Source organism: Nonomuraea thailandensis (genome assembly GCF_024172165.1).
GTDB classification, from domain to species: Bacteria; Actinomycetota; Actinomycetes; order Streptosporangiales; family Streptosporangiaceae; genus Nonomuraea; species Nonomuraea thailandensis.
This window is the reverse complement of the sequence record NZ_JAMZEB010000002.1, coordinates 4,245,027-4,264,338: the sequence shown is the minus strand read 5'-3', so window position 1 is coordinate 4,264,338 and position 19,312 is coordinate 4,245,027. Positions and strand designations below refer to the sequence as shown.

The 19,312-nt window shown below is 73.4% G+C and carries 21 protein-coding genes; 17 read left to right on the top strand and 4 right to left on the bottom strand.

All coding sequences use genetic code 11. The annotated features are described in order from the left end of the window. Positions 1–14: 14 nt before the first annotated feature. Complete coding sequence (locus HD597_RS23115) at positions 15–488, bottom strand: carboxymuconolactone decarboxylase family protein (protein ID WP_253744771.1); 474 nt, start codon at positions 486–488, stop codon at positions 15–17. A gap of 153 nt (positions 489–641) precedes the next feature. On the opposite strand from HD597_RS23115, the gene HD597_RS23110 reads away from it, so the two are divergent. The 13 genes from HD597_RS23110 to HD597_RS23050 all read left to right on the top strand — a co-directional run bounded on the left by HD597_RS23110 (position 642) and on the right by HD597_RS23050 (position 11,807). After that, positions 642–980, top strand: coding sequence for a YciI family protein (locus tag HD597_RS23110; protein WP_253744770.1), 339 nt, complete (start codon positions 642–644; stop codon positions 978–980). 38 nt (positions 981–1,018) lie between these two features. Next, a complete protein-coding gene (locus HD597_RS23105; RefSeq protein ID WP_253744769.1) occupies positions 1,019–2,140 on the top strand; it encodes an RNA polymerase sigma factor in 1,122 nt (373 codons plus the stop codon). Positions 2,141–2,216: 76 nt separating this feature from the next. After that, a complete protein-coding gene (locus HD597_RS23100) occupies positions 2,217–2,648 on the top strand; it encodes an ester cyclase (RefSeq protein ID WP_253744768.1) in 432 nt (143 codons plus the stop codon). Between the two features lie 195 nt (positions 2,649–2,843). Further along, positions 2,844–3,224, top strand: a complete 381-nt coding sequence (locus tag HD597_RS23095) for a hypothetical protein (RefSeq protein ID WP_253744767.1) — start codon at positions 2,844–2,846, stop codon at positions 3,222–3,224. Between the two features lie 127 nt (positions 3,225–3,351). Continuing rightward, entirely contained in the window at positions 3,352–3,945 is a 594-nt protein-coding gene (locus HD597_RS23090; protein WP_253744766.1) for a PadR family transcriptional regulator, read from the top strand. Beyond that, the gene (locus tag HD597_RS23085; RefSeq protein WP_253744765.1) at positions 3,942–5,444 is read left to right on the top strand and encodes an FAD-dependent monooxygenase; all 1,503 of its coding nucleotides are present in this window, start codon (positions 3,942–3,944) and stop codon (positions 5,442–5,444) included. The genes HD597_RS23090 and HD597_RS23085 overlap by 4 nt, the downstream gene beginning before the upstream one ends. 207 nt (positions 5,445–5,651) lie before the next feature. Beyond that, complete coding sequence (locus HD597_RS23080) at positions 5,652–6,110, top strand: cupin domain-containing protein (RefSeq protein ID WP_253744764.1); 459 nt, start codon at positions 5,652–5,654, stop codon at positions 6,108–6,110. Between the two features lie 47 nt (positions 6,111–6,157). Further along, positions 6,158–6,631, top strand: coding sequence for a hypothetical protein (locus tag HD597_RS23075; RefSeq protein WP_253744763.1), 474 nt, complete (start codon positions 6,158–6,160; stop codon positions 6,629–6,631). Then, the gene (locus HD597_RS23070; RefSeq protein WP_253744762.1) at positions 6,628–7,494 is read left to right on the top strand and encodes an alpha/beta fold hydrolase; all 867 of its coding nucleotides are present in this window, start codon (positions 6,628–6,630) and stop codon (positions 7,492–7,494) included. Before HD597_RS23075 ends, HD597_RS23070 begins: the two co-directional genes overlap by 4 nt. Before the next feature lie 166 nt (positions 7,495–7,660). Next, a complete protein-coding gene (locus tag HD597_RS23065) occupies positions 7,661–8,176 on the top strand; it encodes a DUF2243 domain-containing protein (RefSeq protein WP_253744761.1) in 516 nt (171 codons plus the stop codon). Next, on the top strand, positions 8,173–8,952 hold the full coding sequence (locus HD597_RS23060; RefSeq protein ID WP_253744760.1) for a cytochrome c oxidase assembly protein: 780 nt from the start codon (positions 8,173–8,175) through the stop codon (positions 8,950–8,952). The genes HD597_RS23065 and HD597_RS23060 overlap by 4 nt, the downstream gene beginning before the upstream one ends. Before the next feature lie 28 nt (positions 8,953–8,980). Further along, on the top strand, positions 8,981–10,693 hold the full coding sequence (locus HD597_RS23055) for an FAD/NAD(P)-binding protein (protein ID WP_253744759.1): 1,713 nt from the start codon (positions 8,981–8,983) through the stop codon (positions 10,691–10,693). A gap of 199 nt (positions 10,694–10,892) precedes the next feature. Beyond that, entirely contained in the window at positions 10,893–11,807 is a 915-nt protein-coding gene (locus HD597_RS23050) for an iron-containing redox enzyme family protein (protein ID WP_253744758.1), read from the top strand. A gap of 80 nt (positions 11,808–11,887) precedes the next feature. Here the strand turns inward: HD597_RS23050 and HD597_RS23045 are convergent, their stop codons facing one another. Continuing rightward, the gene (locus HD597_RS23045; RefSeq protein WP_253744757.1) at positions 11,888–12,214 is read right to left on the bottom strand and encodes a hypothetical protein; all 327 of its coding nucleotides are present in this window, start codon (positions 12,212–12,214) and stop codon (positions 11,888–11,890) included. A gap of 62 nt (positions 12,215–12,276) precedes the next feature. On the opposite strand from HD597_RS23045, the gene HD597_RS23040 reads away from it, so the two are divergent. Further along, positions 12,277–12,750, top strand: a complete 474-nt coding sequence (locus HD597_RS23040; protein WP_253744756.1) for a hypothetical protein — start codon at positions 12,277–12,279, stop codon at positions 12,748–12,750. Between the two features lie 16 nt (positions 12,751–12,766). On the opposite strand, the gene HD597_RS23035 is transcribed toward HD597_RS23040, so the two are convergent. Then, a complete protein-coding gene (locus HD597_RS23035; protein ID WP_253744755.1) occupies positions 12,767–14,404 on the bottom strand; it encodes a hypothetical protein in 1,638 nt (545 codons plus the stop codon). Here HD597_RS23035 and HD597_RS23030 point away from each other — a divergent pair. Next, the gene (locus HD597_RS23030; protein WP_253744754.1) at positions 14,403–14,735 is read left to right on the top strand and encodes a hypothetical protein; all 333 of its coding nucleotides are present in this window, start codon (positions 14,403–14,405) and stop codon (positions 14,733–14,735) included. The two genes, HD597_RS23035 and HD597_RS23030, sit on opposite strands and share 2 nt — an antisense overlap. A gap of 131 nt (positions 14,736–14,866) precedes the next feature. After that, a complete protein-coding gene (locus HD597_RS23025) occupies positions 14,867–15,970 on the top strand; it encodes an enolase C-terminal domain-like protein (RefSeq protein WP_253744753.1) in 1,104 nt (367 codons plus the stop codon). A 59-nt stretch (positions 15,971–16,029) separates the two neighbouring features. Here HD597_RS23025 and HD597_RS23020 read toward each other — a convergent pair whose 3' ends face one another. Next, positions 16,030–17,973: a rhamnogalacturonan lyase family protein gene (locus HD597_RS23020; protein WP_253744752.1), complete on the bottom strand. Its 1,944-nt coding sequence runs from the start codon at positions 17,971–17,973 to the stop codon at positions 16,030–16,032. Positions 17,974–18,126: 153 nt separating this feature from the next. Here HD597_RS23020 and lgt point away from each other — a divergent pair, with 153 nt between their 5' ends. After that, a complete protein-coding gene (gene lgt, locus HD597_RS23015) occupies positions 18,127–18,966 on the top strand; it encodes a prolipoprotein diacylglyceryl transferase (protein WP_253744751.1) in 840 nt (279 codons plus the stop codon). The last annotated feature ends 346 nt before the right edge of the window (positions 18,967–19,312 follow it).

Genomic DNA, 19,312 nt, shown 5'->3' with positions numbered 1-19,312 from the left:
GCCGGAGCGCCCGGTCACCCCCACTGGCCGGGCTGGTAGCCGCCGGCCGGCTGCCGGGTGATGACGTTCAGCCGGTTCCAGGTGTTCATGAGGGCGATCAGGCTCACCAGCGCGGTGAGCTGCTCCTCGTCGTAGTGCTCGGCGGCCTCGGCCCAGGCCTCGTCCGTGACGCCGCCGGCCGCGTCGGCGATGCGCGTGCCCTGCTCGGTCAGCTCCAGCGCGGCGCGCTCGGCCTCGGTGAAGACCGTGGCCTCGCGCCAGGCCGCGACCAGGTGGAGGCGCACGGAGGTCTCGCCGGCGTGCGCGGCGTCCTTGGTGTGCTGGTCGACGCAGACGGCGCAGCCGTTGATCTGGCTGGCCCGCAGTTGCACCAGCTCGCGGGTGGCGGCCGGCAGGGGCGAGTCGTGCACGGCCCTGCTCGCTGAGACGATGTACTTGGCGACCTTGGCCCCGACGGGGTTTCCTGCGTAGTTGAGACGGGCGTCCATGGTGATCTCCTTGTCGTTTTCGACGGGTACACCTCCTCGACGAAGCAGGCCGGCGCACGGGGACGGCCCGGGAGAAATGCCGGAGGGTGTCCCCTGGGCGGTCGCCGGTTCGTCGTACAGGAGAGAGCCCACATCGTCCCCGCGGAGGCCGCCATGCAGTACGCCCTGATCATCTACGAGGAGCCCGGCTACCTCGACGCCCTGCCGGAGGCGGAGCGCGAGGCGGCGTACGCGGAGTACCACGCGCTCGCCGAGGACCCCCGCTACGCCGGCGGCGCGCGGTTGCAGCCGGTCGAGACGGCGACCGGCGTGCGCGTGACCGGCGGCCGGACGCTGGTGACCGACGGGCCGTTCGCCGACACCAAGGAGGTGCTCGGCGGGTTCTGCCTGGTCGAGGCGGCCGACCTGGACGAGGCGATCGAGCTGGCGGCGCGCGTCCCCGCCGCCAGGCTCGGCGGGACGGTGGAGGTCAGGCCGGTGATCCGGCTCTGAGCACGCTGGAGGACGTCTTCCGCGACGAGTGGGGCCGGGTGCTGGCCTCGCTGGTCGGGTTCCTCGGTGACTTCGACCTGGCCGAGGAGGCCGTGCAGGAGGCGTTCGCGATCGCGGCGGAGCGCTGGCCCGCCACGGGCATGCCGGACAGGCCGGGCGCGTGGCTGGTGACGACGGCCCGCAACCGGGCGATCGACCGGGTGCGCAGGGAGCGCGCCTTCGCCGGGAAGATCCACCTGCTGCACACACCCGAGGCCGCCATGGACGAGCTCGACGACACAGTGATCAAGGACGAGCGGCTGCAGCTGATCTTCGCCTGCTGCCACCCGGCGCTGCCACTCGACGGGCAGGTGGCGCTCACGCTGCGGGCGCTCGGCGGCCTGGACACCGCCGAGATCGCCCGGGCGTTCCTGGTCTCGGAGGAGACCATGAAGCGGCGGCTGTCCCGTGCCAAGGCCAAGATCAAGGCGACCGGGATCCCGTTCGCCGTCCCCGCCGCGCACCGGCTGCCCGACCGGCTCGACGCGGTGCTCGCCGTGGTCTACCTCATCTACAACGAGGGGTACCGCGGCCGGATCGACCTCGGCGCGGAAGCCCTGCGCCTGGGCCGGCTGCTGGCCGCGCTGCTGCCCGGCCAGCCGGAGGCGCACGGCCTGCTGGCGCTGATGACGATCCACCACGCCCGGCGGCGCGCCCGCTTCCGCGGTGACGACCTCGTGCTGCTCGACGACCAGGACCGGTCGCTGTGGGACCAGCGCCGGATCGCCGAGGGGCGCGCGATGCTCGACCGGGCCATCGCGCTGGGCGGGCGGGGCGCCTACGTCGTCCAGGCCGCGATCGCGTCGCTGCAGGCGCGTGAGCGGATCGACTGGCCGCAGGTCGCCGCGCTGTACCGGCGGCTGGCGGGCCTCACCGGCTCCGCCGTGGTGGAGCTCAACCGCGCGGTGGCGCTCGCCCAGGCCGGCGACCCCGCCGGGGCGCTGCGTGCCGTCGACCGGCTCGGCCTCGACGGCTACCTCTACTTCCACTCCACCCGCGGCGAGCTGCTGCGGCGGCTCGGCCGGGGCTCCGAGGCCAGGGCCGCGTACGGCAGGGCGCTGGAGCTGGCCACCTCGGCCCCCGAGCGGCGCTTCCTGACCCGCCGGCTCGAACAGCTCTGAGAGCTGTCCCGCGGGCGGGCGCCCGTTCGTCGCCTGGATGACAACCGTTCACACCGTGCCCGAGGAGAGGTCACACATGCCGACGAACCAGGCGGCCAACAAGGCGGCGTTCCGCCGCTTCCACGAAGCGGTCGGCAGCGGCGACCCGGACGTCATCGCGAAGACCATCGACGAGGTCGTCGAGCCGGACGTGCTGTTCCACGCACCCGTGCCCACCGGGGCGACGGGGAGGCAGGCGATCGCGCAGGTGTGGGACCTGCTCCTGCGCGCCTTCCCCGACCTGCGCGTCGAGATCGAGGACGTGATCGCGGAGGGCGACAGGGTCGCCTGCAGGAACACGGTCACCGGCACCCACCGGGGCGAGTACCGGGGGCTCGCGCCGACCGGCAGGACCGTGACGTACAGCGAGATGTTCGTCGTGCGCTTCACCGGCGGCCGGATCGCGGAGATCTGGGGGGTCGTGGACCTCTACTCGCAGCTGCGGCAGCTCGGCGCGCTTCCGGCGTAGGGCCCCGCTGACCTGGGCGGTCATTTGTCCAGCGTTCGTCCGGGGATCGGTGGACGAACGCTGGACATTGATCGCTTGCCGTCCGCCAGGGCCGCCGGACAGCGTGGTGAGCGAGCCCCGGTGCCGACGTCGCCGCCCGACGGGGGTGGCAGGCGAAGCCGATCCGGGGCGTTCCCCGAGACAGGAAAGAGGATCATGAGGTATTCCAGACTCGCCCCCGCGGCCGCCGGACTCTGCGCCGCCCTCGCACTGCTCGCCGTCCCCTCCACCGCGTCCGCCCAGTCGTCCCACACGGCGCAGGCCCAGGCACTGAGCGTGCACCGCAAGTCCGCCTCGTGCACCTCGCCCCGCGGACAGAAGATCAACATCTCGTGGGGCGACGGCAACGTCTCCACCACCGTGTACTTCAACAACCACTGCAACCAGAAGCGGTGGATCGAGCTGAAGTTCGTCAAGCAGAACCACGACTTCTTCTGGAAGTGCTTCTCGGTGAACCCGCGCACCAGCGGCAAGAAGAAGATCGGCCACTCCAACCCGGACCAGGTCGTCATCACCAAGAAGCTGACGAACTGCTAACTCCCTCCGACCGGAAGGGCCCCGCCGCCGGCGGGGCCCTTTCTCGTTTGACAGACCTCCGCGCCCGCCTAATACTCGGATCCGAGCAATAGGAGGCAAGCGATTGGGAACGAGTAATCGACGCCCGGTGTCGAACGCGCTGGGCCTGGCCGTGCTGGGGCTGCTCATCGAGTCCCCGCTGCACCCGCACGCCATGGCCGCCACCCTGCGTGAGCGCGGCCAGGACCGGGTGTTCAAGGTGACCACCGGCTCCCTGTACGACGTGGTGCGCGCGCTGGAGCGGGCCGGCTGGATCGAGGCGCGGGAGACCGTCAAGGTCGGCTCCCGGCCCGAGCGCACCGTCTACCAGCACACCGCGCTCGGCCGGGCCGAGTTCACCCGCTGGGTGGAGGAGCTGATCCGCGTCCCGTCCGCCGAGTACCCGAAGTTCCTGTCCGCGGTCGGCTACCTGGGCGCGCTCGGGCCCGCCGGCGCCGTGGACGCGCTGCGGGACCGCGCCGCGCGGGTGCGGGCGGCGCTGGAGGAGCACCGGCGCGAGCACGGCGAGCTGCTGGCGGCCGGCACGGTGCCGCGCCTGTTCGTGGTCGAGGTGGAGTACGCGATCCGGATGCAGGAGGCCGAGCTCGGCTGGATCGAGGAGATCGCGGCCGACGTCGAGACGGGCCGGCTGGCCTGGCCGGAGGCGTCCGGCTGGGTGCGGGCCGAGGAGGAGGGCCGATGAACGGCGACGGCATGATCGTGGTGGCCGGCGCGGGTCCGGCCGGGCTGATGCTGGCGGCCGAGCTGACGCTGGCCGGGGCCGAGGTGATGGTGCTCGACGGGCTGCCGGAGCGCTCGCCGTACTGCAGGGGGTTCAACCTGAACGCCCGCAGCCTGGAGCTGCTCGACCGGCGCGGCATCGCCGGGCGGTTCCTGGCCGAGGGGCCGGTCGTCCCGGCGGGCATGTTCGCCGACCCCGCCCGGCCGCTGGATCTGACGGTGATGGACACCGACCATCCGTACGTGCTGGGCATCGCGCAGACCCGCGTCGAGGAGCTGCTGGAGCAGTGGCTGGCCGAGCTGGGTGTGCCGGTGCGCTGGGGGCACCGGGTCGTCGGCCTGGAGCAGGACGCCGGCGGCGTCGAGGTGACCGTCGAGTCCGGCGGCCGGCGGCGGCGCACCCGGGCCGCCTACCTCGCCGGCTGCGACGGCAGCCGCAGCCTGGTGCGCAAGCGCGCCGGGATCGGCTTCCCCGGCACGCCCGCCACCCGCTACGGCGTGCTCGCGGACGTCGAGCTCGCCGACCCCGCCGCCCTGCCGTTCGGCATGACCAACGGCGAGCGCGGCACGGTGTTCGTGATCCCGCGCCCCGGCTACGTCCGCATCGTGCTCGACGACCCCGAGCCGCCCGCCGACCGCGACGAACCTGTGACGCTGCCCCGCTTCCAGCGGCTGCTGGACGACCAGCTCGGCCGCCGGGTGGAGCTGCGCGAGCCGCGCTGGCTCACCCGCTTCGGCGACGCGGCCCGCCTGGCGGACCGCTACGTCGCCGGGCGGGTGGTGCTCGCGGGCGACGCCGCGCACATCCACCCGCCGACCGGGGCGATCGGGGTGAACGTGGCGCTGGCCGATGCGGTCAACCTCGGCTGGAAGCTCGCCGCCACCGCGCTCGGGCACGCGCCCGGAGGGCTGCTGGACAGCTACCACGACGAACGGCACGAGGCCGGCGAGCGCCTGCTGAGCACCATCCGTGCCCAGTCGGCCCTGGCCGGCCACGACCCCGCACTCGCCCCGGTGCGGGCCCTGTTCGGCGAGCTGGTCGACCGGGTGCCCGGCGCCGGCAAGTACCTCGCCGAGCTGGCGACCGGCGTCAGCACCCGCTACGACCCGAAGATCCCCGGCGACCACCCGTGGCTCGGGCGCCTCGCCCCCAACCTGGAGCTGACCCTCGACGGCCGCCGCACCAGCGTCGCCGAGCTGCTGCGCCCCGCCCGCCCGCTCCTGCTCCGCCTCGGCGACCGGCCCCTGCCGGCGGCCGGCGGCCGGGTGGACACCTGCGACGCCCGGTGCCCCGGCCGGCCCGGGCTCGAAGGGTTGCTGATCCGCCCCGACGGGCACACCGCCTGGGTCTCCACCACCTCCGACCCCCAGCCGGACAGCACTCTGGCCACGGCCCTGGCCACCTGGTTCGGCGCTGCCGCCGAACGGCAGGCGGCGCAGCGCCGCGGCCTCGTCCCGTGAGCGCCCCCGCCGGCCCGTGGGTGAAGTGGCGTTGCACGAGCAGGAAGAGTATCCACGGGAGCACCATGATCACGCACAGGGTAAGAGCCCGCCTGCGCGCGACGCGTGCGGTGCCGGGAGTGCGCCGGTCCGCGGCGGCCGGCACGCCTTCGAACAGGGGTCCGCACGGGTCGTGAGCTCGGCGCGGGCCGTGGGAAGGGTGGTGGTATGACGCCACCACCCGCCTCGCGGATCCGGACGCCGATGATCACCACGCCGGAGGGCCAGCAGACCGTGTCGTTCCTCGGCGAGCTCTACCACCTGCGGGTCACCGGCCCCGACACCGGCGGCGCGTTCGCGGTCGTGGAGACCTGGGGCCGCCGCGGGCACGGCAGCCCGATGCACGTGCACCGGGCCGCCAGCGAGACGTTCGTCGTGCTCGAAGGGGAGCTGCGGGTGATCGTGGACGGCCAGGAGCATCCGGCCGGCGCCGGCTGCGCCGCCGTGCTGCCCGCCGGGCGGCCCCACGGGTTCGTGGTGACCAGCGACTGCGCCCGGTACCTGACGCTGCACCACGGCCCGGCCTTCGCCGACTTCCTGGTCGAGGCCGGCCCGCGGCGGGCCCCGCTGGACGAGATCGCGGCGCGGTACGGGATCGACATCGTCGGACCACCCCCTCTGCCGTGAACTCGCTACTTGACGGACGATAGCAAGTACTTGCTATCGTCCGTCAAGTGACGACGACCGACGAACACGTCGAGCTGGTGGCCGCGCTGGTCCGGCTGCTGGAGACCCGGGTGCTCGACCCCCTGGAGATCCTGCTGGCCTCCGGTGAGCTGCTGACCCCGATCAAGGACCGCCTGCGCATCGAGGCCGAGGTCTGGGCCGCTCAGCTGCTCGGCCGCGACCAGCGGCAGGCCACGCTGACCGCTGCCAGGCTGATCGCGGTGCTGTTCCCCGGCGACGGGCCCTTCGACCCGCCCGAGCAGTGGTGGCGCACCCCGCTGGGCCGCGCCGTGGCCCGGGGCGCCGGGCACCCCTCCGCGACGGCCGTCTCCTACTCCACGGCGGGCGCCATGCTCGGCATCACCCGCCAGGGCGTCCACGACCTCGTCAAACGCGGCAAGCTCGACAAACACCCCGAGGGTGGCGTCACGACCTCCTCCATCCACGCCCGGCTCAACCGCCCGAAGGAGAATGCCCAGTGACCGCATCCGACCTCGTCATCGACGACCGCCCGGTCCGCCTGGCCGTCCGCGACCACGGCGGCGACGGCGCCCCCGTCCTGCTGCTCCACGGCCTCGGCGGCACCCTGCTGCACTGGGACGAGGTCGCGCCCCTGCTGACCGGCTCGCACCGCGTCGTCGCGATGGACCTGCGCGGCCACGGCCTGTCGGGCGAGGGCCCGTGGGAGTGGGAGGCCGTCCTGGACGACGTCCGCGCCGTCATCGACCACCTCGGCCTCGACGAGCCCCTCCTGGTCGGCCACTCCCTCGGCGGCATGGTCGCCGTGCGGTGGGCGCTGCGCCACCCGGACGGGCCAGGCATCGTCAACCTCGACGGCCTGCGCTCGGCCGAGACCGAGCCGCGGCACTACGCCGGCCTCGGCCCCGAGGACCTCCAGGCGCTGCTCGCGGAGCTGAAAGCCGTCTTCGACGCGCAGACGGCGGCGATGGCGCAGCCGCTGCCGGAGGCGCACGCCGCCATGTACCCGCAGCGGGCGCTGCTCACCACGGACGAAGGCGTCTTCGTCCGGCCGGGCGCGGCGCTGGCCGGGCAGGTCAGGTACGACCCGTACTTCCTGGACAGCGTCCCGCCGGTCGCGGAGATCCGCTGCCCCGCCCTGTTCGTCCTGGCCACGCGAAACCTGCCCGGAATGCCCGGCCGCGTCGGCGAGCTCATGCCGGCGCTGCGCGCGGGCATCCGCCGCGACCTGCTGCCCCTCCTCGCCGACCGGCCGCACCTGCGCGTCCTGGAGCTGGACGCCAGCCACAACATGCTCGCCGAGCAGCCGGGCGAGATCGCGCGGGCGGTGCTGGGGTTCCGCGCCGAGACCACCGGCCGCTCGTAGCCGGCCGAGCAGGCCGGCGGAGTCAGCCTGAGCAGGCCGGCGGAGTCGGCCCAAGCAAACCTGCGGAGTCGGCAAGGATCACGGCTGGACAGCGGCCGCCCGGGCGTGCCGTGGACCTGGCGGGGTAGGCCACCGCCCGGACGCGACGCCCGCGAAAGGGAGCCTCATGGCCACGCGCAACGCCATCGCGCTGCCCGCGACGATCCTCGGAGTCGGGCTCGGCGGCTTCGTCGACGGCATCCTGCTGCACCAGCTCCTGCAGTGGCACCACATGCTGAGCAGCACCGACACCGACAACGCCGGCATCCGGTACTACCCGGTGGACACCGTCCCCGGCCTGCGGATGAACACCGTGTGGGACGGCCTGTTCCACACCTTCACCTGGCTGGCGGTGCTCATCGGGCTCGGCCTGCTCTACTCCCGCGTCACCGCCTCCAGGGGCCGGGTCTGGCGCTCGCGGAGCCTCTGGGGCTGGATCCTGGTCGGCTGGGGCCTGTTCAACCTGGTCGAAGGCGTGATCGACCATCACCTGCTGGGCATCCACCACGTCCGCACCGGCCCCGGCCAGATCTGGTGGGACCTGGGCTTCCTGCTCCTCGGCGCGCTGCTGGTGCTCGGCGGCTGGGCGCTGCAGCGCGGCGGCGGGCAGCTCGACCTGTGCCGGGACGGCGAGCGGGCGTGACGGCCCACCACGACCACGCGGGCGCGGTGGCGCCCGTCCTGCTGCTCCTGGCCCTGGCGGGCTACCTGACGCTGGCCGTCCGCGCCGCCTCCTGGAAGGGCTGGCGCACGGCGGTGTTCGCCGCCGGGCTCGCGCTGGTCGCGGCGGCCCTCATGGGGCCGATCGCCGCCTGGGCCGCGACCGACTTCCGCGGCCACATGGTGCAGCACCTGCTCATCGGCATGCTGGCGCCGCTCGGCCTGGTGCTCGGCGCGCCGATGACCCTGCTGCTGCGCTCCCTGCCCGCCGCCCGCGCCCGCCGCCTGACCGGGCTGCTGCGCCGCCGCGCCGCGCACGCCGTCGCCAACCCGGTCACCGCGCTGGTGCTGAGCACGGGCGGCATGATCGTCCTGTACTGCACGCCGCTCTACCGGCTCGCCACGGTGAGCGGCTGGCCGCACGCGGCCGTGCACGCGCACTTCCTGCTGTCGGGCTGCCTGTTCGCCTGGGTGATCGCCGGGCCCGACCCGGCCCCGCGCCGCCCCTCCGTCGTGGCCCGGCTGGTCGTGCTGGGCGTGGCCATCGCCGCGCACAGCGGGCTGTCCCAGCTCATGTACGCCGGCCTCGCCGTGGACCTGCCCGTGCCCGAGGACCAGCGGCGCGGCGCCGCCGAGATCATGTACTACGGCGGCGACCTCGCCGAGCTGCTCCTGGCCCTCGCCCTGGTCGCCACCTGGCGCCCGCACCCCGCGGCGCGGCGGCGCGTGACCGGAGCCACAGCAGGTCACAGCGCCTGACCGGTGCCCGCCCGGGTAGCGGGACGGCATGGGGGAACAGGCCATCGCGGTGATCGGAGTGGGGCCGCGGGGCCTGTCGGTGCTGGAACGCCTCCTGGTACGGCTGCGCGACACCCCTCACCGCGGCGGCGGCGAGGTGACGATCTGGGCCTTCGACGCGGTCGGCCACGGCGGCGGGCGGGTGTGGCGGATCGACCAGCCCTCCTGGCTGACGGCCAACACCACGGCCGGCGAGAGCACGATGCGCTCGCCGGGCGACGACGGGCTGCCCGCCCACCGGTTCGGCACGATGGCCCGGTGGTCCGGGCTGGAGCCGGGCGCGTACCCGGCCCGCCGGCTGTACGGGCAGTACCTGGCCGACGTGTTCCGCGCGCTGTGCGCCACGGCGCCGCCGCACGTGCACGTCCGTCCCGTACGGGCCGAGGTCACCCGGATGACCCGCGTGCCGGGCGGGCTGCGGCTGGTCGCGGGCGGCGCCGCGTACCGGGTGGACAAGGCGGTGCTCGCCACCGGCCACGGCAGCCTGGAGCCCGACGAGCGGCAGCTCGCCTGGCTGCGGCACGCCGACGACCACGGCCTGCGCTACGTCCCGCCGGGGCTGGCCGCCGAGATGCCGCTCGACGACCTGCCGCCAGGGGCCGAGGTGGCGGTGCGCGGGTTCGGGCTGACCTTCTACGACGTGATGCGGGCCGTGACGCTGGGCAGGGGCGGGCGGTTCGTGCCCGGCCCCGCCGGGCTGCGGTACCTGCCCAGCGGCGACGAGCCGCGCCTGCTGGCCCTCTCTCGCGGGGGCCTGCCGTTCCTGGCCAGGCCGGCGGTGCCCGACTTTCCCGCGCCGCCCGTACGGCTGCGGGTCGTGACGGAGGAGCGGCTGGCGGAGCTGCGCGCCGTGGCGCTGGCGGCCACCGGCACGCCGCAGCTCGACTTCGCCCGCCTGGTCGAGCCGCTCATCCAGCTGGAGGCCGACCTGGCGTGCTCGACCGGGGCCGCCCACCCGCTCACCCGCCTGGCCAGGCCCTTCCGCGACCGCTGGTTCACCAGCCCGGACGACTACCACGCCGGCCTGGCCCGGCTGCTGCGCGCGGACGCCAGGCACGCGGGCGACGGCTGCGTCGACGGCACGGTCAAGGCGGCCACCGAGATGCTGCGCGCCATCCGCCCGCTGCTTCCGCAGGTCGTGGACTTCGGCGGGCTGCTGCCGCACTCGCATCGGGACTTCCTGGGCCGGTTCGTCCCGGAGAGCTTCGTCCTGTCGGCCGGCCCGCCCGCGGCGCACGTCGACCAGCTCGCGGCGCTCCTGGAGGCCGGGATCGTCGCCCCCGTCGGGCCCGGGGCGGCCGTGGAGCGGGTGCCCGGCGGGTTCGGGGTGTGGTCGCCGCAGGTGGGCGGCTCCCGGCGGGTCACGAAGGCGCTCGTGGACGCCCGCGCTCCCGCGCGCGACCTGTCCAGGGACGCCTCGCCGCTGATCAAGCAGCTCCTGGCGGACGGGATGGTCAGCGAGTTCGTGAACGTGGACCCGGCCACCGGAGCGCGCTTCGACGCGGGCGGGCTGGCCGTGACGCGGGCCCCGTACCGGGTGATCGACGGGATGGGGCGGGCCGTGCGGGACATCCACGCGCTGGGCGTGGCCACCAACCACACCCGCTGGTTCACCGAGGTCGGCACCGGCAGGCCCGGCCAGGACAGCCCGTTCTTCCGCGACGCGGACGCGATCGCCGCCGCCCTGCTCGCCCGCCCCTGAGCAGCCGCCGTTCCTGCCTGAGATCGTGACGAGGAGGCGGGTGGCCGCCTCCTCCTTCGGCAGCCCTGACCGGACCCGAAGGCGAGTCGTTTGAGCGGGCGGGGGCGGGGCAGATGACCGCGACCAGCAGGCGAGCTGCCGGCGTTGGACGCACACGCCCGTCGCGGCACAGCCGGGACCCTAGCGGAGGAGGTTCGTGATGCGTCTGCCCGTCGCCCGCGGCCCGATCACGGCCGCGCTCTTCGCCCGCCTCGGCGGCCCGCCGGGCGAGCTGGACCCGCCGCTGGTCACCCCGCCACCGGCCGCGGCACTCGACGACGGCGACCTCCAGCTCGCCCTCTTCGCCTGCTACGAGCTGCACTCGCGCGGCTTCGACGACGTGGACGACCTCTGGGAGTGGCAGCCGTCGCTGCTGGCCACCCGCCGGGAGCTGGAGCGCTCCCTGGAATCCGCCCTCGCGCTCGCCGTCCCGCGCCCGCGGGCCGTCGCGCCGCAGCACGTCCGCCACGCGCTGGCCGAGCTGGTGGCCAAGGACGAGGCGAGCGCCCCGTCACCGGCCTCCCAGCTCCAGCGCGAAGCCGACCTGGGACGCTACCGCGAGCTCGTCGTGCACCGCTCGATCCACCACCTCAAGGACCCGCACACCTGGGCGCTCCCACGCCTGCCCGGCGACCCCGAGCCGGCACTGGTCGCCGACCAGGTCGGCGGGGCCCAGCTGTTCCGGGCCACCATGAGAGGGCTCGGCCTGGACGACACCTACGGCGCCTACCTGCCCGACGTGCCCGGGATCACCCTGGCCGTCTCGAACGTCATGTCGCTGTTCGGGCTCCACCGGCGGTTGCGCGGCGCGCTCGCGGGACACCTCGCGGCCCTGGAGCTGACCTCGTCACCGCCCGGCCACCACACCGCGCTCGCCCTCTGCGCCGACCTGGCCGCCCAGGAGCCGTCGCTGACCGGCGACATCCTGCACGGCGCCGCCTGCGCCCTGACCCTCGAACGCCGCTGGGCCGAGCACGTCATGGACCGCTGGCGGCACGGCCTGAGCTCCCTGGAGGTTCCTGAGCCGGTGAAGCACGGCGACCAGGAAGACGAGACGGTGGCGGCGACGGGCTGAGGCCGCCACGGCCCCTGGCCGTGGCGGCCAGGGGCTCAACCGGAGGCCGCTCGCCCCGCGAACGCCCGGACAGCCCCCCGCTAGAAGGCGGTGAACATGCGCGGCCCGCCGGACAGCCGCGCCGCCTCCTCCCGCGCCACGGCCGGGGACACCTTCGGCGGCGTCCGCCTGATCTCCGCCTCCAGCTCCGCGACCACCGTCTCGGCCTGCTGCCTGAGCCGCCGCCGGTGGTGCCCCAGATCCTCCCCGAACCGTCTGGCGACGGGCCCGATCCACACCGCGTCGCCGGAGAAGAGCTCGAACGGCTCGTCCAGTGCCGCCCGCAGCCTCGCGATGTGCCGCTCGACCTTGACCAGTGCCTGTTGCAGGGCGATATAGCGGGGATTGTCCACCGGGATCTCGGTCATCGCGGCCGACCCATCCTGGCGTTACGGGTACGGCGAGGGCTCGGTGCCGGAGGATGGGAGCGGTGGGGCGGGCGTTCGGAACGGAGACGATCTCGATGGCATCGGTGTGGCGTTGTGCGGCTGCCTTGGGGGGTCTGGCTGTTCTGGCGGGTTGCTCGACGGCCGATGCGGGGCCGACGGTGGAGAAGGCGGGGGAGACGCTGCAGCGGCACATCACCGAGTTGATGGAGTCGGTGGATCCGGAGGAGACGGTGGTCACCGATGCCGGGGGGAAGGATGTCGCCTGCGGCGCCGACGGGGTGAAACGTACCTACGGTGTGCGGTCCGTCTTCTCCAGATCCAGCGTCCTGCTGCTTCCCGAGATGGCCGGAACGCTCAGCACGACGTGGGGCTACAAGGTGCATGAGGCCTACAAGGCCGGTTCGCCCAGGACGACGCTCAAGCTCGCGTCGTCCCGCACCAGCATCACCTTGGAGACGCTGAGCGATCACGAAGCGGTGGCCACTGGCGTAACGGACTGCCTTCCCCGCGGCTAGCCCAATCACTGTCACCTCAGTCTCCTTCCAGAACCTTCTTGAACTCGGGGTCAATCGTGGACAGGTGGTTCTCCACGTTGTCCCGTTCTCCGGCGAACTGCCTGGCCGCTCTGGCGGCCATCCTGCCCAGCATCCGGCGGTCCGCCTCGTCATCGAGGCTGCCGTTCTCCTCCAACCACGCCAGAAAAGCCTTGGTGGCCCGCGGATCTGCGCTGATCTCCACGTATGGTCGCAGCCGCCCGTTTTCATCGGCGATGAGCGGGTCGGCCGGTGGTCGGAAGCCGACGGGAGGATTCTTCGAGGTGTAGCCGTGCGCGACGAGCCCGGCGGCGATCTCGTAGAGGACGCCGCGCGCGTGGGCCAGCTCCTGCTTGGTGACCTCCGGCAACCGAGGGTCGGGTTCCACCATGGCTCCGATGCCGTCTTTAATCCCCCAGCTGAGAAACATCCAGGCCGCAGACGCGGGTAGCCCTCCTGCAGCGGGGAGGAGGAGCATTCCCGCGTCCATCCCCTTGTCCAGAACTTGCCCGAAGCGCTCGACTTCTTCCTGATCCTTGAGGTCTGCAATGCCTCTGACGGCCTTCATCGCGGCGAACTGCAACCCGGCGACCGCGCCCAGCCGGGCGAACGCCAGCTCGACGCCGGTGTCCGATTGCCGGCGATCCAGAGGAGGGAAGGCCAGCAGGTGCCGGTCCGCTCGCACGCCCGCCTCGAACAGCCGCTGAGTGAGCGCCGCCATGCCCTTGTTGAACGGCTCCATGTGCGCATCCGTGTCCGCGAAGGTCTGCAGGAAGCGATAGCTGTCCGTCAGGGACAGGCGGAACATCGGGGTGGTCCCCACGAGTTCGTCGTCGAAGTGACCGAAGCGGCTCGGCAACTGTGAGTCCGGATCGAGCACTTGGGCGCTCGCGGCGAACTCCATGGCATAGGCCCCGGCGATCTCCGCGAAGTGCTTCCGCATCGCGTCGTTCCCCACCAGCTCAGGCCCCTGCGTGATCACCTGGAACGCGAACGCCGCAGCCCCCTCCCGATCCTTCCCCTCATGCACTCCGGATGCCGCCGCCAGCGCCCGTCCGAACGCCTCGCCGGCCTCCAGGTCCCCCGACACCGCCGCACTCAACCCGGCAAGATCCGAAAGCACGGCCCGAGCCGCCGTGGCGTCATGCGACAGCGCGGAGAGGATCCGCCCGACGACGTCCACCCGCCCCGAGGCCTGCAGATGGCGCCGGGCCACCGCGGTGAGCCACTGGGTCGGGAAGGCGCCCTCGCTGACGAGCCAGGACAGCGACTCGGAGTCGACGCCCTCCCCGCCCCGCTCGAGGTCGCTCATGACCGAAGGGAAGCGGGGATCCGGGGGAGAGGCGGTGGTGGCGGCGGCGAGGAGCCGGCTGAAGCCGCCGAGGAGCCGTCGCTCCGGCGGGCCGGGGCGCAGGCCGGTGGCGGCGGGCCCGAAGAGGGCGAGAATGTCCTGGGGGAGCGCGAGGGTGCGGGTGGTTCCGAGGTGGCCGAAGAAGGCCGCGGCGAAGTCGGGGTCGTCCTGGTGGGCGAGCACGCGCTCCAGGAGCTCCCTGAAGCGGTGCGGGGCGTCGTTCGGCAGCGGGCTGCTCATGCCGTGCTCGGCCGCCCGGAGGTGCCGCAGGTAGAGCTCGCCCATGGCCGCGCCTTCGCGCCGGGACTCGGGCGGGCTGGCGTACGGCATGGTGGCCTCGTCGTACGTCACGATGCCCGGCGTCCAGCCGGGGACGCGCCTGCGGATGACGCCGTTGCGGGCCCGCAGCTTCGGCACCTGGCCGCGCACCCAGCGTTCGATCTCCACGAACGGCGTCAACGTCAGCGTGCCGACCCCCAGCCGCGTCAGCTCGGCCCTGATCGCCTGGGTCTGCTCGGCGACGTCCACGCCGGCGCGGTCCAGGGCGGCGGCGAAGCCGTCCATGCGCGCGGGGTCGATCCCCGACACCTCGGGCCTCCACGGGCCGTGCGGATGAGCCACGCGCCGCCACCTCCCTCGACCCCGGAGGCGGTGGCCTGGCCGGACCGTGCGGAGTCACAACCTTCCCACAGGTACGAGCGCCGCACGCCGCCTTTCAGCGCGGTGCCGGTGGGGTAGCAGCAGTCAGTGAGACAAAGCACGATCGACGAGGTCGCGGCGGCGGCCTACCGGGTTCCGGCGCAGAGCCCGGAGGGCGACGGCACGCTCGCCTGGGAGGCGACCACGATGGTGGTGGTCACCGTGACGGCGGCGGGTGTCACGGGGACGGGCTGGACCTACGCCCCGGCGGCCGCGGCCTCGTTCGTCACCGGCACGCTCGCCGGCGTCCTGACCGGCGCCGATGCCGAGGGCGTCCCCGCGCTGCACGCCGCGATGGCGCGCCAGGTGCGCAACGCGGGGCGGCCGGGCGTCGCCGGGTACGCCGTCTCCGCCGTGGACGTGGCGCTGTGGGATCTCAAGGCCCGCCTGATCGGGATGCCGCTGGCCCGGTTGTGGGGGACGGCCCGTGACCGGGTGCCGCTGTACGGCTCAGGCGGCTTCACCACCTACGACGACGCCACGACCGTGGCGCAGCTCTCGCACTGGGTGCACGAGCAGGGCATCGGCCGCGTCAAGATCAAGATCGGTGAGTCGTCCGGCAGCCGGCCCGAGCGCGACCTGCACCGGGTGGCGCTGGCCCGCCGCACGATCGGCGCGGACGCCGAGCTGTACGTGGACGCCAACGGCGGCTACACCGCCAAGCAGGCCGTCCGCGTCGCCGAGCGGATGGCCGAGCAGGACGTCACCTGGTTCGAGGAGCCCGTCTCCTCCGACGACCTGGCCGGGCTGCGGCTGGTGCGCGAGCGGTGCGCCGCCGACGTCACCGCCGGCGAGTACGGCTGCGACCTGGGCTACTTCACCCGGATGTGCGCGGCGGGGGCGGTGGACTGCCTGCAGATCGACGCCACGCGGTGCGGCGGCTACAGCGGGTGGTTCGCCGCCACCGCCGTGGCGGCCGGTCACCATCTGCAGGTGTCCGCGCACTGCGCCCCGAACCTGCACCTCCCGGCCGCGGCGGCCACGATCAACCTGCGGCACATCGAATGGTTCCACGACCACCAGCGCATCGAGGCGGAGCTGTTCGACGGCGCCGCCGATCCCGGCGGCGGCGAGGCCGGCCCCCGTACGGACGCGCCCGGCCACGGCCTGACGCTGAGGCGGGCCGTGGCCGGGCGGTACCGCGTGGCGTGATCCCGGCCGGGGGCACCGCGTGGCCTGATCCCCGCGGGCCGCCGCCGGGTGGCCTGATCTCAGCCGCGCGGACCGGCGTACCTGATCCGCGGCTGGGGCGGCGCCGTCATGCCGTGGCCCAGGAAGTAGTCCACGTTGCTCGACTGCAGGTACCCCTTGAGGGTCAGGCCGTTCCGGTAGGCCGGGTTGTGCGCCAGGGTGTAGAGGCGGGTGCCGGTCGGCCGGTCGGTGGTGAAGATGATCAGCTCGTCGAAGCCGGCGCCGGTCAGCACCACCTCCTCCCGCCAGTCGCCCAGGATGTCGCCCACCAGGTGCGGGTAGACCGAGTTGCCCAGCGCGGTGACCGCGCCGTACTGCGAGGTGGTCACCACGCGGGGCAGCGCCCAGGGCTCGGCGGGGGCGGCCGGGTCCCACTTCTCGATGCGGGCGTCGCGCCGGTCGGGGAAGGGGTCGGCGTTGAACAGCTCGCGCAGCGGGTCGCCGTCCCACCACACGCCCATGTGCGGCCAGGGCTGCCTGGTGGTGTCGGGCTCGGCGAGGCGGTTCGCGGCGGCGTTGTAGAGGCCGTTGGGCCTGCCCTGCTCGTAGTTGACCTCGCCGTTGATCGACCAGGTCTCCATGCCGGGGAAGCGGGGGTCGAGGTCGGCGACCATGCCGCGGCCCGCGTCGGCGCCGGGCGCCTCGGTGGTGTGCTTCCAGATCATGGCGCCGGTGGCGGCGTCGTAGTAGTAGTCGAGCAGGCCGCCGGGGTGGTCCTGCTGGATGCCGTAGCCCTCCAGGCCGGGCCGGGCGGGGTCGATGTCGGCGATGAACCAGCGGTCGCCGTGGATGATCCCCTGCGGGGCGAGGCTGTAGCGCAGGGTGCCGTCGCCGTTGAGCAGGAACCCGATCTCGCCGACCTCGTCCTTGCCGTCCCCGTCCACGTCCACGATGCGGGTGTTGTGCCCGTCCGGGAGGTCCTGGTCGCCGCGCAGGAACTTCCACTGGTTCGTCAGCGAGCGGCCGTCGAACTTCCAGGCGGTGTACATGAGGTTGAAGTCGCCGCTGCCGATGCGGTTCTTCATGTACGCGACCAGCGAAGGCGTCCTGCCGTCCAGGTGGCCGACGCCGAAGCGGGCGTACATCGGCCCGTCGGCGAGGTAGTCGTCCGGCACCGGCGCGACCGCCCTGGGGGCGCCGGTCCGGCCGTCGAGGATGGCGATGGACTGGCGGACGTCGTCGCTCTCGGTGTGCTTGCTGCCGTCGCCGAAGGTCACCCCGTCGGCGACCCGGACGGCCACTTCCGCGCGGCCGTCGCTGTCGAGGTCGTGGACGGTGACGCCGTCGTTGTGGCCGACGTCGATCGTGGCCGAGCCGCCCTCGATGTTGTTCTGGTTCGTGCTGTTGGGGCCGAGGTCCATCTCCCACAGGAAGGTGCCGTCGCCGCGGTAGGCCTCCAGCTTCTGCGGCACGGTCTGGCGGTCCAGCACGTAGTCGTAGGCGCCGTCGCCGTCGAGGTCGCCGACCCAGACGAACTTGATCCGCCCGCCCGGGCGCAGCGGCACCCGCACCACCGGCTCGACCGCGTGGCCGGCCGTCAGGGTGAACGCCCTGCTGGGGGCCTGCGGCCGGCGGTCGAGCACCGGCCGTACGCGGTAGCGGTTGGTTCTGCTCAGGTCGGCGGTGGCGTCGACGTAGTTGGTGCCGCCGGTCAGCACCCCTCGGTTGAGCCTGCGGTACGGCCCGCCGTCGGTGGACCGCTCGACGTCGAAGCCGAGGCGCTCAGGGTCGAGCCCGAGCAGCCGCCAGCTCACCAGCACCTCCCGCTCGCCCGACCGCACGGCCACCACCCCGCGGTCGAGCCGCTCCATGACCCGCGCTCCCGGGCCCGCGCCGGAGGCCCCGGCCTGCGCCAGGGCCGGGGCGGACGCCGCCGCGCCCAGGGCCAGAGCGGTCAGGACGCAGAGCGTCAGCGCCTTCAGGCGGCGGGTCCTGCCGCGTCGATCTCGTGCCGTCATCGTCATGGGGGGCTCCAGAGGGTTGAACCGTTTACTATCCGATGGAATAGCAGCATGGGTTCAAAGCACCTGTCAATCCGTGGAAACGTTTTATCAGGGCGGTGAAACGATCCCCAATCGTTAGCCGTCCGGCCGCCCGCCATGGCTACGCTCTCCACCATGGGCCTCGCCTCGATACCGAGCCCCGCCCAAGGGGCCTGGGACCTCGGATTCATCCCGATCCGGGCCTACGCCCTGTGTTTCATCGTCGCGATCGGCTTCGGCATCTGGCTGAGCGAGCGCCGCTGGCGCGCCCGCGGCGGCGAGAAGGGCCTGATCGGCGACGTCGCGTTCCCCGGGGTGATCTTCGGCCTGATCGGCGCCCGCCTCTACCACGTCATCACCGACTGGCAGACCTACTTCGGCCCGCGCGCGATCAAGGAGCCCTACCAGGCGCTGTTCCTCTGGGAAGGCGGGCTCAGCATCTGGGGCGCGGTCGCCCTGGGAGGCGTGGGCGTGTGGCTGGCCTGCCGCCGCCGGGGGCTGTCCCTGGGCGCCGTGGCCGACACGGTCGCGCCCGGCATCGCGTTCGGGCAGGCGATCGCCCGCTGGGGCAACTGGTTCAACCAGGAGCTGTACGGCAGCCCCACCACCCTGCCCTGGGGCCTGGAGATCGACCAGGCGCACGGCGGCGAGCCGGGCGTGCTCTACCACCCGACGTTCCTGTACGAGTCACTGTGGTGCACGGCCCTCGGCTTCGCGCTGATCCTGGCCGGCCGGCGGTTCACGCTGCGCCACGGCCGCCTGTTCGCCCTGTACGTGGCGGGCTACACGTTCGGGCGGTTCTGGATCGAGGGGCTGCGGATCGACCCGGTCGGCGGGGTGGACCACGCGGTGCTGCTCCTGGGCCTGCGGATCAACCAGTGGACCTCGCTGCTGCTGTTCGCCGGCGCGCTGGTCTACCTCTGGGCGACCCGCGCCAAGGACACGGAAGAGGTCGTGGTGCCCGCCGCGCGTTAGCGGAGTCCGGTGGGCCGCGCGCACGAGAACGCCCCCGACCGCTCACGCGGCAGGGGCGCCCTCACGGGGTGGGCAATCGATCCCCTAGACCGGTAGTCCTACCCAGCCAATCCGGTTTGTATGCATTTGTCCGTTTTGTTCGGATCGGTGATCCGTCACCCGTCCCGGTGGTCCTCGCCGGGGCAGAAGGTCGGGCGGCTGTTCTTGACCGAGCGCAGGTTGTCCAGGCTCATCCAGCCGTGGGTGCCGGTGCCCTTGACGCGGGCGAACACCCAGTGCTTGCCGTACCTGTTCAGGGGTCCAGCGGTGGAAGTAGAGGACCTGGCCCGCCCGCAGCCTGGCGACG